At 52.1% G+C, this 13,630-nt stretch carries 10 protein-coding genes; 9 read left to right on the forward strand and 1 reads right to left on the reverse strand.

The window, feature by feature from the left end:
- Positions 1-4 precede the first annotated feature (4 nt).
- On the reverse strand, positions 5-1,291 hold the full coding sequence (gene gltA, locus K1Y77_RS04805; protein WP_030070126.1) for a citrate synthase: 1,287 nt from the start codon (positions 1,289-1,291) through the stop codon (positions 5-7).
- A 488-nt stretch (positions 1,292-1,779) separates the two neighbouring features.
- Between gltA and sdhC the strand changes: the two genes are divergently transcribed.
- The 9 genes from sdhC to sucD all read left to right on the forward strand — a co-directional run bounded on the left by sdhC (position 1,780) and on the right by sucD (position 13,597).
- On the forward strand, positions 1,780-2,157 hold the full coding sequence (gene sdhC / locus K1Y77_RS04810) for a succinate dehydrogenase, cytochrome b556 subunit (RefSeq protein ID WP_198023687.1): 378 nt from the start codon (positions 1,780-1,782) through the stop codon (positions 2,155-2,157).
- On the forward strand, positions 2,151-2,498 hold the full coding sequence (gene sdhD, locus K1Y77_RS04815; protein ID WP_030070128.1) for a succinate dehydrogenase, hydrophobic membrane anchor protein: 348 nt from the start codon (positions 2,151-2,153) through the stop codon (positions 2,496-2,498). The genes sdhC and sdhD overlap by 7 nt, the downstream gene beginning before the upstream one ends.
- 3 nt (positions 2,499-2,501) lie before the next feature.
- Entirely contained in the window at positions 2,502-4,274 is a 1,773-nt protein-coding gene (gene sdhA, locus K1Y77_RS04820) for a succinate dehydrogenase flavoprotein subunit (RefSeq protein WP_030070129.1), read from the forward strand.
- 27 nt (positions 4,275-4,301) lie between these two features.
- The gene (locus K1Y77_RS04825) at positions 4,302-5,012 is read left to right on the forward strand and encodes a succinate dehydrogenase iron-sulfur subunit (protein WP_030070130.1); all 711 of its coding nucleotides are present in this window, start codon (positions 4,302-4,304) and stop codon (positions 5,010-5,012) included.
- A gap of 407 nt (positions 5,013-5,419) precedes the next feature.
- A complete protein-coding gene (locus K1Y77_RS04830; protein WP_030070131.1) occupies positions 5,420-8,254 on the forward strand; it encodes a 2-oxoglutarate dehydrogenase E1 component in 2,835 nt (944 codons plus the stop codon).
- Positions 8,255-8,292: 38 nt separating this feature from the next.
- A complete protein-coding gene (gene odhB / locus K1Y77_RS04835) occupies positions 8,293-9,855 on the forward strand; it encodes a 2-oxoglutarate dehydrogenase complex dihydrolipoyllysine-residue succinyltransferase (protein ID WP_264430608.1) in 1,563 nt (520 codons plus the stop codon).
- A gap of 114 nt (positions 9,856-9,969) precedes the next feature.
- The gene (lpdA, locus tag K1Y77_RS04840) at positions 9,970-11,409 is read left to right on the forward strand and encodes a dihydrolipoyl dehydrogenase (protein WP_030070133.1); all 1,440 of its coding nucleotides are present in this window, start codon (positions 9,970-9,972) and stop codon (positions 11,407-11,409) included.
- A gap of 149 nt (positions 11,410-11,558) precedes the next feature.
- Positions 11,559-12,725, forward strand: a complete 1,167-nt coding sequence (gene sucC, locus K1Y77_RS04845) for an ADP-forming succinate--CoA ligase subunit beta (RefSeq protein WP_009722517.1) — start codon at positions 11,559-11,561, stop codon at positions 12,723-12,725.
- Complete coding sequence (gene sucD / locus K1Y77_RS04850) at positions 12,725-13,597, forward strand: succinate--CoA ligase subunit alpha (RefSeq protein ID WP_009722518.1); 873 nt, start codon at positions 12,725-12,727, stop codon at positions 13,595-13,597. The genes sucC and sucD overlap by 1 nt, the downstream gene beginning before the upstream one ends.
- Positions 13,598-13,630 lie beyond the last annotated feature (33 nt).

A 13,630-nucleotide genomic window follows, 5' to 3' on the forward strand; every position in this document is an offset into this window, starting at 1 on the left:
AGCGTTATTTTTTAGGATAGTCGCGCATATCGTGGCCGATATACAGCTGGCGCGGACGGCCGATTTTATAGCTTTCGCTGAGCATTTCATGCCAGTGAGAGATCCAGCCGATGGTGCGAGATACCGCGAAAATCACGGTAAACATGTTGGTCGGAATGCCCATGGCTTTAAGGATGATGCCAGAGTAGAAATCGACGTTTGGATACAGCTTGCGCTCGATGAAGTACTCATCTTCCAGGGCGATTTGCTCAAGGCGCTTGGCGATTTTGAGCTGCGGGTCGTCGGCTAGGCCAAGCTCGGCTAGTACTTCGTCGCAGGTCTCTTTCATTACTTTGGCGCGCGGGTCAAAGTTGCGATACACGCGGTGGCCAAAGCCCATTAGCTTGAAGGGGTCGTCTTTATCTTTTGCCTTATCGACAAAGCGCTGAATATTCTCTTCTGAGTCATCGCCAATTTCGTCCAGCATGTTTAGTACGGCTTCATTCGCGCCGCCATGTGCTGGGCCCCACAACGCTGCAATACCTGCGCTGATACATGCAAAGGGGTTAGCGCCGGTTGAGCCTGCTAGACGTACGGTAGAGGTAGAGGCGTTTTGCTCATGGTCCGCATGAAGCATAAAAATGCGGTCCATAGCTTTCGCGTATACCGGATTGATTTTGTACTCTTCGCACGGGTTGCTGAACATCATGTAGAGGAAGTTCTCTGCATAACTCAGGTCGTTGCGCGGGTAGTTGAAGGGCTGGCCAACGTTATATTTATGTGACATTGCCGCCAGGGTAGGCATTTTTGCAATGAGGCGAATAGCGCTGATCACACGATCTTCTTCTTGGGTGATGTCCATGTGGTCGTGATAGAAGGCAGCTAAGCCACCAACAACACCGCACAAGATAGACATTGGGTGCGCATCGCGGCGGAACCCTTTGAAGAAGTTGTTGATTTGGTCGTGAACCATGGTGTGATTACGAATGCGTGATTCAAAATCAGCGTACTGTTCATCGTTGGGCAATTCGCCGAACAGCAGGGTGTAGCAAACTTCTACAAAATTGGACTCTTTAGCGAGCTGATCAATAGGGTAGCCACGGTGTAGCAGTATCCCTTTTCCGCCATCGATATACGTAATGGCTGATTGGCAAGAAGAAGTGGCCATGAAGCCGGGGTCGTAGGTAAACAGGCCTTCGGCACCCAGGCTGCGTACGTCGATGACGTCGGGGCCAAGTGTGCCGGAATACATGGGTAGTTCGATCGATTTTTCTAGACCGTCTACCGTCAATGTTGCTTTCCTGTCAGCCATGCTGGCCTCCTTTCGAATTCGGTTTGGGACGTAAGGTCGTTGTTTCGCATACCGCGCCGGCAAAAAGGCTCGCCCACTATAGAAGTGTGCGCCATTTTGTCAATTAGCCTAAACGCTAGGTATCCTTGTACAAATATTGTTGTTGTGGATAGTTTTTGTATATGATGAAAAAGGAGTTCATAGTAACGAAGTGTCAGGGGATTGGCGACACGTCAACAGGCTTATCAAATCCTCAATCTACTGTCACTATAACCATGCTGCATCGCAAAATCGACTCGGGTTGGCTGCATTTTTCTTGCACCATAGTCGAGTTAAGCCTGAGTTCGGTTTGTCAGCAGGGGCGAAGGTTCTTATAATCCACGGCGCGCGACCGGCAGGTAGGTGGTCGTGCCCGACTTGGCAACGGCCGAGCCCCTTCCAGCAACCACTGCCCGCTCGGGCCATGCCCGACCTGTCGCAGAGCGGGCCAAGAGAGTGTGTATAACGCCGTGAATAGTAAACGACCCGTAAACCTAGACCTTACTACGATACATTTCCCACTACCGGCGCTAACGTCGATTACACACCGTATTACGGGTGTCATCCTCTTCGTTGGCCTGATTTTCGCTTTTTGGGCGCTGGGTAAATCGCTATCGTCTCCTGCTGGCTTTGATAGTGTCAGCAACGCACTGGCCACTAACTTCCTAGCCAAACTCATTGCTTGGGGTTTGTTATCGGCATTGGCATTCCATTTTGTGGCAGGTGTTAAACACTTGCTAATGGATGCTGATATCGGTGTGACCCTTGAAGGTGGTGTGAAAAAAGCACAGATCACAGTTGTGGTCAGCGCCGTTCTGATTATTTTGGCAGGAGTTTGGGTATGGTAACCAACATCACAAGTTTTGGCCGTAGCGGGTTATCCGATTGGCTGATGCAGCGCGTTTCAGCGGTAATTCTGGCTTTATATACCATTTTTATCGTTGCTTACCTGCTGTTCAATCCTAATTTGGATTATTACGCCTGGAGCGGATTGTTCGAGCAAACATGGATGCGTATTTTTTCGCTGCTAGCGTTTGTTTCCATTGCAGCGCACGCCTGGATCGGTTTGTGGACGGTCACCACCGATTACCTCAAGTCCACTCGCCAGCGCGTAGGTGCCCAGACCCTGATTATTCTGGCCATCTTCGTGTACCTGGTATGGGGCATTCAAATTCTGTGGGGAGCTTGATACATGTCTAACCTTCGTAGCTTGACGTTTGATGCCATTATCATCGGTGGCGGTGGCTCTGGCTTGCGTGCCGCTCTTGAACTGGCTAAGTCCGGTAAAAAGACAGCAGTACTGTCCAAAGTGTTCCCGACGCGCTCTCACACGGTTTCTGCTCAAGGTGGCATCACTTGCGCAATCGCCTCTTCAGATCCGAATGATGATTGGCGTTGGCACATGTATGACACCGTTAAAGGCGGCGACTATATCGCTGACCAGGATGCGGCTGAATACATGTGTTCAGAAGGCCCGAAGGCAGTCTTTGAGCTTGAGCACATGGGGTTGCCGTTCTCACGTTTCGATAATGGCCGTATTTATCAGCGTCCGTTTGGTGGGCAGTCGAAAAACTTCGGCGAAGGCGGTCAAGCGGCTCGTACTTGCGCAGCCGCAGACCGTACAGGCCACGCATTGCTACACACGCTTTACCAAAACAACCTCAAGAACAACACCACATTCTTAAATGAGTGGTATGCGGTTGATTTGGTGAAAAACAGCAACGGTGACGTAGTGGGCTGTATCGCTATGTGCATCGAGACAGGCGAAGTCGTCCACGTTAAATCGAAAGCCACGGTGCTAGCCACTGGTGGTGCCGGCCGTATTTATGCTTCTACGACTAATGCCTTGATCAATACGGGCGACGGTATTGGCATGGCATTACGTGCTGGCTTCCCGATGCAGGATATGGAAATGTGGCAGTTCCACCCGACCGGTATCTACGGTGCGGGTACCCTGGTAACTGAAGGTTGCCGTGGTGAAGGTGGTTACCTGATCAATAAAGACGGTGAGCGCTTCATGGAACGCTACGCACCGAACGCCAAAGATTTGGCCGGCCGTGACGTAGTTGCACGCTCTATGGTCATGGAAATTCTTGAAGGCCGAGGCTGTGGCGAGAAGGGTGATCACGTCTTCTTGAAGCTTGACCATCTGGGCGAAGAGGTGCTTGGTAAGCGTCTGCCGGGTATCGTTGAACTGTCGAAAACGTTCGCTCACGTCGATCCTGCCAAAGACCCGATTCCTGTCGTGCCTACTTGCCACTACATGATGGGTGGTATTCCGACCAATATTCATGGCCAGGCAATTACCCAGGACGAAAGCGGCAACGATCATATCATTAACGGTCTGTTCGCTTGTGGTGAAGCGGCGTGTGTATCGGTTCACGGTGCCAACCGCTTGGGTGGTAACTCTCTGCTAGACTTGGTGGTATTCGGTCGTGCGGCGGGTATGTTTATTGAAGGCGCGCTTAACGAAGGTATTGAATACCTAGATGCTTCTGAGTCTGATATTGAGTCAGCGATGAAGCGTATTACGCGCTGGAATGAGTCGGAAGGTGGCGAAAGCATTCCTGAGCTTAAAGCAGAGCTTCAAGACATCATGCAGACCTCTTTTGGTGTATTCCGAGAAGAGAAAAACATGCAGGAAGGTGTCAAAAAGCTAGCGGATCTGCGCAGCCGTATTGCCAATGCCCACCTGCCGGACAAGTCCAATGCTTTCAACACGGCGCGTGTTGAAGCGTTAGAGCTTGATAACCTCATGGAAGTGGCAGAAGCAACGGCGATTGCTGCCCTTGAGCGTAATGAAAGCCGCGGCGCGCATTCGCGCTACGACTATCCTGACCGTGATGATGTCAACTGGCTGAAGCACTCGCTCTACTTCCCGGCCACGAAAGAGCTGAAGAAGCGCGACGTCAACTTCAAGCCTAAAACTGTTGATACGTTCGAGCCTAAGGTTCGCACCTACTAATCTCTGCACTGATGAGAGGGAGTCACCATGTCTAACCTTCAGGTATCCGTATATCGCTACAATCCGGAAACCGACTCCGCGCCCTATATGCAGGAGTTCCAGGTCGATACGAAAGGCCGCGATTTGATGGTGCTAGATGTCCTGCACCTGATGAAAGTGCAGGATAGTGGGCTTGCTTTCCGTCGCAGCTGCCGCGAAGGTGTGTGCGGTTCCGACGGTATGAATATGAATGGTAAGAACGGTTTGGCGTGTATTACGCCGCTGTCAGACGTCGTTAAAGGCAATAAGCTGACCTTGCGCCCGCTGCCTGGTTTGCCGGTTATCCGCGATATGGTCGTTGATATGGGGCTATTCTATAAGCAGTACGAGCGTATTCAGCCGTACCTGCAAAATGATACCCCAGCACCAGCGATTGAGCGTCTGCAATCGCCAGAAGAGCGCGACAAGCTAGATGGTCTGTACGAATGTATCCTGTGTGCATGCTGTTCTACGTCTTGCCCATCTTTCTGGTGGAATCCGGATAAATTTGTTGGTCCGGCTGGTTTGCTCCAGTCATACCGCTTCCTTGCAGATACGCGCGACACGGCTACCCGTGAACGTCTTACAAGCTTGGAAGATCCGTTCTCTGTTTTCCGCTGCCGCGGGATCATGAATTGCGTTGCGGTATGTCCAAAAGGGCTAAATCCGACCCGCGCAATTGGTAAAATTCGTGAAATGTTGCTGGCCGATGCGACGTAAACGCCTAATCCTATGAAAAAAATGCGAGCGCCGCGTAAGTTGCTGCATAAAGCTACTTAAATCGTGGCGCTTCGCTTGTTATCATAGGGAGGTTTGGTGGTGCGGCGACGCGTCGCACTACCTTATCAGCCAAGTTTAAAAGCCGGTGCCGCAAGTACCGGCTTTTGAGCATGAACTGATTGAGTATGACCAAATAAAGAAACGCGTCGTGCAGTAAATGCTAAGCGATATTAGTTCGTAATGAAATTCGTAGCGTAGTTCGTTACGAAAATGCAGTATGAACAGGGCTTCCGGCCTACGGTCGGCGCCGCCGGCAAATGTCCCGCCCCGCCGGCAGGGCAATAGCGATGTCGTTGCGCGATTGCAGCGATACCGATACCACCCCATCAGTGCAGGGTGACCGAGAGATGCAACAAGGCATAATGGAGTTGATGTGGCGTTCCTCTCACGTTAGTGGTGGCAATGTCCACTACGTGGAAGCGCTTTATGAGCAGTACCTCGCCGATCCTGATTCTGTCTCAGACGAATGGCGCAGCTATTTTGATCAGCTGCCACGTTCTGAAGGCAGTGCCTCCCACGATGTTCCACTAAGCCCCACTCGTGATCAGTTCTACCAACTGGGTCGTGAAAGTCGCCCAGGTCGGGTAGCCGCCGCTGCGGATAGCGGTGAGAATAAGAAGCAGGTGAAAGTCCTGCAGCTGATTAACGCATACCGCTTTCGTGGCCATCAGAAGGCCAATATCGACCCGCTAGGACTGCGTAATCCCACCCCCGTCCCAGACCTCGATCTGTCATTTCATCAGCTTTCTAAGGCTGATCTTGACACCGAGTTCCAGACTGGCTCGTTTTTTCTAGGTATCGATAAAGCACCGTTGCGTGAGATCGTTGACGCACTGGAGCAGACCTATTGTCGCTCCATCGGCTGCGAAATTATGCACATCGTCGATACCGAAGAAAAACGCTGGTTGCAGCGGCGTTTTGAATCGGTGCGAAGTGCGCCGAAATTCAGCGATGACGTGCGTAAGCACGTGCTGGAGCGCCTCACCGCTGCTGAAGGCCTGGAAAATTACCTAGCGTCTAAGTACCCAGGTACAAAGCGCTTTGGTTTGGAAGGCGGTGAATCATTTGTTCCAATGATGGACGAGTTGATTCAGCGCTCCGGCGGTTATGGCACCAAAGAAGTCGTTATTGGCATGGCTCACCGTGGTCGTCTCAACTTACTGGTCAATATTTTGGGTAAAAATCCCGCTGAATTGATCGATGAGTTCGACGGTAAAAAGGTGATCGAACGTGGTTCTGGTGACGTAAAATATCACCAAGGCTTTAGCTCTAACGTCATGTCGCCTGGTGGTGAAGTTCACTTGGCCATGTCCTTTAACCCGTCGCATTTGGAAATTGTTGCGCCAGTGGTTGAAGGCTCAGTGCGGGCACGTCAAGATCGCCGTAATGACGAAGAGGGCAGTAAAGTACTGCCAATCAACGTCCATGGTGATGCCGCATTTGCTGGTCAAGGCGTGGTCATGGAGACATTCCAGATGTCTCAAACCCGTGCCTATAAGACCGGCGGTACAGTACATATCGTGATTAACAACCAAGTGGGTTTCACAACCTCGAACCCCTTGGATGCACGTTCTACTGAGTACTGTACCGATATTGCTAAGATGGTTCAGGCGCCGATTTTCCATGTTAACGGCGACGATCCCGATGCAGTGATCCATGCAACCCAGGTGGCATTGGACTACCGTCAGCAGTTCAAAAAAGATGTTGTTATTGATTTGGTGTGCTATCGCCGTCGCGGCCATAACGAGGCCGACGAGCCATCGGGCACCCAGCCAATGATGTACGCCAAAATTAAAGATCATCCTTCTTCGCGTTCTCTCTATGCTCAGCGCTTAGTAGAACAGGGCGTACTATCAGAAGAAGATGCTAAGGCAATGGTTGAAACCTACCGCGATGATCTTGTGGCAGGTAACCACGTAGCAAATGCCTTGGTGCAAGAGCCGAATACCTCACTGTTTGTGGACTGGGCGCCTTACCTGGGACACGAGTGGACTGGCGATGCAGACACCACCTTCGATATGAAGCGTCTGCAACAGTTGGCAGCACGAATGTGCGATATCCCTGACGGGGTCGAAGTTCAGCGCCAGGTCGCTAAGATCTATGAAGACCGTCGCAAAATGCAGGCGGGCGGCATGGGGCTTAACTGGGGCTTCGCTGAAACGCTAGCGTATGCCACGCTGCTTGATCAGGGCCACCCGATCCGTATTACCGGTCAGGATGTTGGTCGTGGGACGTTCTCTCACCGCCATGCGGTTGTGCACAATCAGAAAGACGGTTCTACTTATGTGCCGTTGCAGAACATGTCTGATGGTCAGCCGCGCTTTACGATTCATGACTCTTTCTTGTCAGAAGAAGCGGTGTTGGCCTTTGAATATGGCTACTCTACAACAGCGCCAAACGACTTAGTCATTTGGGAAGCCCAGTTTGGTGACTTCTTCAATGGCGCCCAGGTGGTGGTTGACCAGTTTATATCCTCTGGTGAAACCAAATGGGGCCGGCTGTGTGGCCTAACCATGCTGTTGCCGCACGGCTATGAAGGGCAAGGCCCTGAGCACTCATCTGCTCGATTAGAGCGTTTCTTGCAGCTGTGCGCTGAGCACAATATGCAAGTATGTGTGCCGACGACACCTGCACAGATTTATCACCTGTTGCGACGTCAGGTCATTCGCCCGCTGCGTAAGCCGTTGGTAGTGATGTCGCCGAAGTCGCTGTTGCGTCATAAAGAAGCAGTATCTAGCCTAGAAGATCTCGCTCATGGCAAGTTCCACATGGTCTTGCCAGATCAAGCGAATCTTGAGGCAGAGAAAGTGACTCGCGTTATTATGTGTGCTGGCAAGGTGTACTACGACCTAGCCAACTGGCGTGCAGAAAACGAGCGTGATGATACGGCGATTATTCGTCTTGAGCAGCTCTACCCCTTCCCGAAAGAAGAGCTTCTGGAAGTGCTCCAGGCGTATGCCAATGTGGAAGACATCGTGTGGTGCCAGGAAGAGCCGCTGAACCAGGGCGCTTGGTACTCAAGTCAGCACCACATGCGCGCCGTGGCCGATATGCTGAAAGATGGCTTCGGACGTGATTTGAAATTTGCAGGACGTCCTGCCTCTGCCGCACCGGCAGCTGGCTATATGTCCGTCCACACTGAACAGCAGCGCCAGCTGGTGGAAGACGCTTTTAACCTATAAGCGCCCACCGGGTTTAGAGAACATATAAGGGAAACGACATGGCTACTGAGATCAAAGCGCCAACCTTTCCGGAATCCGTTGCCGAAGGCACTGTGGCTGCGTGGCATAAAAAGCCGGGTGACAGCGTCGAACGCGACGAGCTGATTGTTGAAATCGAAACCGACAAAGTGGTGCTCGAAGTCGTCGCACCGGAAGCGGGTACCCTGACTGACGTAATGGCCGAAGAAGGCGATACCGTTGAGTCAGAGCAGGTGCTGGGCAAAATTGGTGAAGGCAACGCGTCTGGCAGCAAAGAAGAATCATCTTCTGATGCTAAAAAAGACGAAAAGAAAGACGATAAGCAAGAAGAGAAAAAAACCAGCGGCGGTAACAGCGGTGGTAAGCAGCATGACGTAAAAGCCCCAAGCTTCCCTGAGTCTATTCAGGAAGGCACCGTGGCAACATGGCACAAGAAGGTAGGTGAGGCGGTTAAGCGCGATGAGGTGCTGGCCGATATCGAAACCGATAAGGTTGTGCTAGAAGTTGTTGCACCGGCTGATGGCGCACTGGCTGAAATTAAAGCCGAAGAAGGCAGCCAAGTTGAATCCGAAGCGATTCTAGCCGTCTTCACTGAAGGTGCTGGTGGTGCAAGTGAAGAGAGCAGCAGTACCTCTTCTTCCAGCGCTGCGGGTACCGATGACGAAGGCTCTGATGAGAAAGTTGGTGATAAAATCTTAGCCCCTGCTGCCCGCAAAATGGTCGCTGAGCATGATCTGGATGTTTCTAAGATTGAGGGCACCGGCAAAGGTGGCCGCATCTTGAAAGAAGACGTGCAAAAAGCAGTGAAAGACGGCTCTGCCAAAAAAGCATCGAAATCTTCAGCCCCAGCGAAAGCTGCTGCCGCACCGGCAGTAGAAGGGGATCGCGTTGAGAAGCGCGTTCCGATGACGCGTCTGCGTCAAACCATTGCTAAGCGCCTAGTTCAGGCACAGCAAACCGCTGCCATGCTGACCACGTACAACGAAGTGGACATGACTGAAATCATGGCCCTGCGTGCTCAGTACAAAGATACGTTCCAGAAAACCCACGATATTAAACTGGGCTTTATGGGCTTCTTTGTGAAAGCGGCTTCTGAAGCACTCAAGCGCTTCCCGGATGTTAATGCTTCTATTGACGGTACCGATATCGTTTACCACGGTTATCAAGATATTGGCGTCGCGGTATCAACGGATCGTGGCCTAGTTGTACCGGTACTGCGTGACACTGACAGCATGAAGATTGCTGACGTTGAGCGCACCATTGTTGATTTCGGTAAGCGTGGTCGTGACGGCAAGCTGGGCATGGATGACATGATCGGTGGCACCTTCACTATTACTAACGGCGGTACGTTTGGTTCGTTGATGTCGACCCCGATTATCAATCCGCCTCAGACCGCTATCCTGGGCATGCACAAAATCCAGGATCGTCCCATGGCTGTGAATGGTAAGGTCGAGATTCGCCCGATGATGTATCTAGCGCTTTCTTACGACCACCGCATGATTGATGGTAAAGATGCGGTACGATTCCTGGTTACTATTAAAGAGCTGCTGGAAGACCCGGCTCGCTTGCTGCTGGACGTATAACGGAGCGCGTTGATCCGCCTCCGCTGCTGTATTAGCGTTCTAATGCAATCGCACCTTGCCTCCTGCCCGATTTAGATTCAAACGGGAGGAGGCAACCAAGCTAAAGGAGCCAACATGGCTGACAAGTTTGATGTGATCGTTATCGGTGCAGGCCCTGGTGGCTACGTAGCGGCTATCCGCGCTGCGCAGCTGGGCCTGAAAGCCGCTTGTGTTGAAAAATGGATTGGTAAAGAAGGCAATGTCGTTCACGGCGGAACGTGCTTGAACGTCGGTTGTATCCCGTCTAAAGCGTTGCTTGAAGCCTCGCATAAGTACGTTGAAGCCAAGCACGATTTCGACGATATGGGTATCAATGCCGGTGACGTCACCATGGACGTCAAAAAGATGATGGCTCGCAAGGACAAGATCGTTAAGAACTTGACTGGCGGCATCTCAGGCTTGTTTAAGGCTAACGGCGTTACCGCTATCGAAGGTACCGGTAAAGTGGTTTCCGGTAAGCAAGTTGAAGTCACTGATCTAGACGGCAACACCACCACGTACGACGCTGATAACATCGTCATTGCCGCAGGTTCCGTGCCGGTTGAAATCCCACCGACGCCGCTAACCGAAGGCTTGATTGTTGACTCTACCGGCGCACTGGAATTCCAGGAAACACCGAAGCGTTTGGGTGTTATCGGTGCTGGTGTTATTGGCCTGGAACTGGGTAGCGTTTGGAGCCGTTTGGGTTCTGAAGTTACCGTTCTGGAAGCGATGGATAGTTTCTTACCGATGGTCGATACGGCAATCGCTAAAGAAACACAAAAACTGCTCAAGAAGCAGGGTTTGGATATTAAACTGGGCGCCCGCGTCACTGGTTCTGAAACCAATGGCGATGAAGTCATCGTTAAGTACACCGATGCCAACGGCGAGCAGGAAATGACCTTCGACAAACTGATTGTTTGCGTTGGTCGTCGCCCTTACACCAAAGGCGTCATTGCCGATGGCGTTAGCGTTGAGCTGGACGAGCGTGGCTTTATCTTTGTTGATGACCAGTGCCGCACTAACGTACCGGGTGTTTATGCCATTGGTGACTGTGTGCGTGGCCCCATGCTGGCGCACAAGGCATCTGAAGAAGGCATCATGGTTGCTGATATTATCGCTGGCCATAAAGCCGAGATGAACTATGACACGATTCCGAACGTGATTTACACGTTCCCGGAAGTCGCGTGGGTCGGTATGACCGAGCAAGATGCCAAAGCTAAAGGCATTGAAGTTAAGACCGGCAGCTTCCCATTTGCGGCAAGTGGTCGTGCGATGGCGAACAATGCCACCGAAGGCAGCGCTAAGATTATTGCCGATGCGGAAACTGACCGTATTCTTGGTATGCATATCGTTGGTCAACACGCGGGCGAAATGATTGCTCAAGGCGTGATTGCAATGGAATTTGGTTCCAGTGCCGAAGACCTAGCGTTGACTTGCTATGCACACCCGACCATGTCGGAAGCCGTACACGAAGCAGCACTTGCGGTAGAAGGCCATGCCATTCATATGGCTAACCGTAAGAAGCGTAAGTAATTCGCTAAGCAACAACCAAGCGCCACCGACAGGTGGCGCAACACTTTCGGCTCTGTGAGGCTAGTCATCAGAGTCGAAAGTACGGGGATGTCCCGCTTTTAAAGTAGCGGGGCATCGTTCGAGTCACATGCAACCAATGGCATGAATCGATGAACCTTCACGAGTATCAAGGCAAACAGCTGTTTGCTGATTATGGTCTACCAGTGTCTAAAGGCTTTGCCGTGGACACTCCCGAAGAAGCCGAAGAAGCGTGCAAAAAGATCGGCGGTGACATGTGGGTAGTTAAAGCCCAGGTTCACGCTGGTGGCCGCGGTAAAGCGGGCGGCGTTAAGCTGATTAAAGATCCGGCCGAAGCAAAAGCTTTCGCCGAGCAGTGGTTAGGCAAGAACCTAGTAACCTTCCAAACTGACGAAAAAGGTCAGCCGGTTGCTAAGATTTTGGTTGAGACCTGCACCGATATCGCTGATGAGCTGTATCTTGGCGCCGTTGTTGACCGCACTACCCGTCGCGTGGTCTTCATGGCCTCTACCGAAGGCGGTGTTGAAATCGAGACCGTTGCTGAAGAAACGCCGGAAAAGATTCTGAAAGCTGAGATCGATCCGCTGGTCGGCGCACAACCCTACCAAGCGCGTGAGTTGGCCTTTGCTCTGGGCCTTAAAGGCGACCAGATCAAGCAGTTCACCAAGATTTTCCTGGGCCTTTCTAAGCTGTTCCATGATAAGGATCTGGCGCTGTTAGAAATTAACCCGCTAGTGATTACCGACGAAGGCAATCTGCACTGCCTCGACGCAAAACTGGGACTCGACAGCAACGCGCTATACCGTCACCCAGATCTTCAGGCGATGCGCGATCCTTCCCAGGAAGATCAGCGTGAAGCGGATGCGGCGAAGTGGGAACTGAACTATGTAGCACTTGATGGCAACATCGGCTGCATGGTTAACGGTGCTGGCCTGGCCATGGGTACCATGGACATCGTCAACCTGAGCGGCGGCAAGCCTGCTAACTTCTTGGACGTTGGCGGCGGCGCGACCAAAGAGCGCGTTGCAGAAGCGTTCAAGATCATCTTGTCTGACGACAACGTCAAAGCGGTTCTGGTGAACATCTTCGGCGGTATTGTTCGTTGCGACATGATTGCTGAAGGCATCATCGGTGCTGTTGAACAAGTCGGTGTTAACGTTCCGGTAGTTGTACGCCTGGAAGGTAACAACGCTGAATTGGGCGCTGAAAAACTGGCGTCTAGCGGTCTGAACATCATCGCTGCTACCAGTCTGACCGACGCGGCTCAGCAGGTTGTAAAAGCAGCGGAGGGCAAGTAATGAGCATCCTGATCGATAAGAACACCAAGGTCATCTGCCAAGGTTTCACCGGTGGCCAGGGCACGTTCCACTCCGAACAGGCGATTGCCTACGGCACGCAAATGGTCGGTGGTGTTACACCGGGCAAAGGCGGCCAGACTCACCTGGGCCTGCCCGTTTTCAACACCGTGAAAGAAGCGGTTGAGAAAACCGGTGCTGAAGCCAGCGTGATCTACGTTCCGGCACCGTTCTGTAAAGACTCGATTCTTGAAGCCGCTAACGCGGGTATCAAGCTAATCGTGTGCATCACCGAAGGCATCGCGACGCTAGACATGCTCGAAGCAAAAGTAAAATGCGACGAGCTGGGCGTACGTCTGATCGGCCCGAACTGCCCAGGTGTTATCACACCCGGTGAATGTAAAATCGGCATCATGCCGGGCCACATTCACCAGCCGGGTAAAGTCGGTATCGTGTCGCGTTCAGGCACCCTGACCTATGAAGCCGTTAAGCAGACAACTGACCATGGTTTCGGCCAGTCTACCTGTGTCGGTATCGGTGGTGACCCGATTCCAGGCTCTAACTTCATCGACATTCTAGAAATGTTCGAGAAAGACCCGAAAACCGAAGCGATCGTCATGATCGGTGAAATCGGTGGTACGGCTGAAGAAGAAGCAGCGGCTTACATCAAAGCCAACGTTTCTAAGCCTGTGGTTTCCTACATTGCCGGTGTGACTGCACCTCCTGGCAAGCGCATGGGCCACGCGGGCGCGATCATCTCTGGTGGTAAAGGTACTGCCGATGAGAAGTTTGCTGCTCTGGAAGATGCTGGTGTTAAAACCGTGCGTTCTTTGGCTGAGATCGGCGATGCACTGAAAGAAGTGACTGGCTGGTAAGCCAACTGACCTCTCGAAGCACGCGATAAGGGC

Origin of the sequence: Halomonas qaidamensis, assembly GCF_025917315.1 — a bacterium.
Lineage (GTDB): Bacteria > Pseudomonadota > Gammaproteobacteria > Pseudomonadales > Halomonadaceae > Vreelandella > Vreelandella qaidamensis.

Coding starts and splice junctions, on each gene's coding strand:
- K1Y77_RS04830 (WP_030070131.1), top strand. CDS start 5,420: ATGCAACAAGGCATAATGGAGTTGATGTGGCGTTCCTCTCACGTTAGT.
- odhB (WP_264430608.1), top strand. CDS start 8,293: ATGGCTACTGAGATCAAAGCGCCAACCTTTCCGGAATCCGTTGCCGAA.
- K1Y77_RS04825 (WP_030070130.1), top strand. CDS start 4,302: ATGTCTAACCTTCAGGTATCCGTATATCGCTACAATCCGGAAACCGAC.
- sucC (WP_009722517.1), top strand. CDS start 11,559: ATGAACCTTCACGAGTATCAAGGCAAACAGCTGTTTGCTGATTATGGT.
- sucD (WP_009722518.1), top strand. CDS start 12,725: ATGAGCATCCTGATCGATAAGAACACCAAGGTCATCTGCCAAGGTTTC.
- gltA (WP_030070126.1), bottom strand. CDS start 1,291: ATGGCTGACAGGAAAGCAACATTGACGGTAGACGGTCTAGAAAAATCG.
- lpdA (WP_030070133.1), top strand. CDS start 9,970: ATGGCTGACAAGTTTGATGTGATCGTTATCGGTGCAGGCCCTGGTGGC.
- sdhA (WP_030070129.1), top strand. CDS start 2,502: ATGTCTAACCTTCGTAGCTTGACGTTTGATGCCATTATCATCGGTGGC.
- sdhD (WP_030070128.1), top strand. CDS start 2,151: ATGGTAACCAACATCACAAGTTTTGGCCGTAGCGGGTTATCCGATTGG.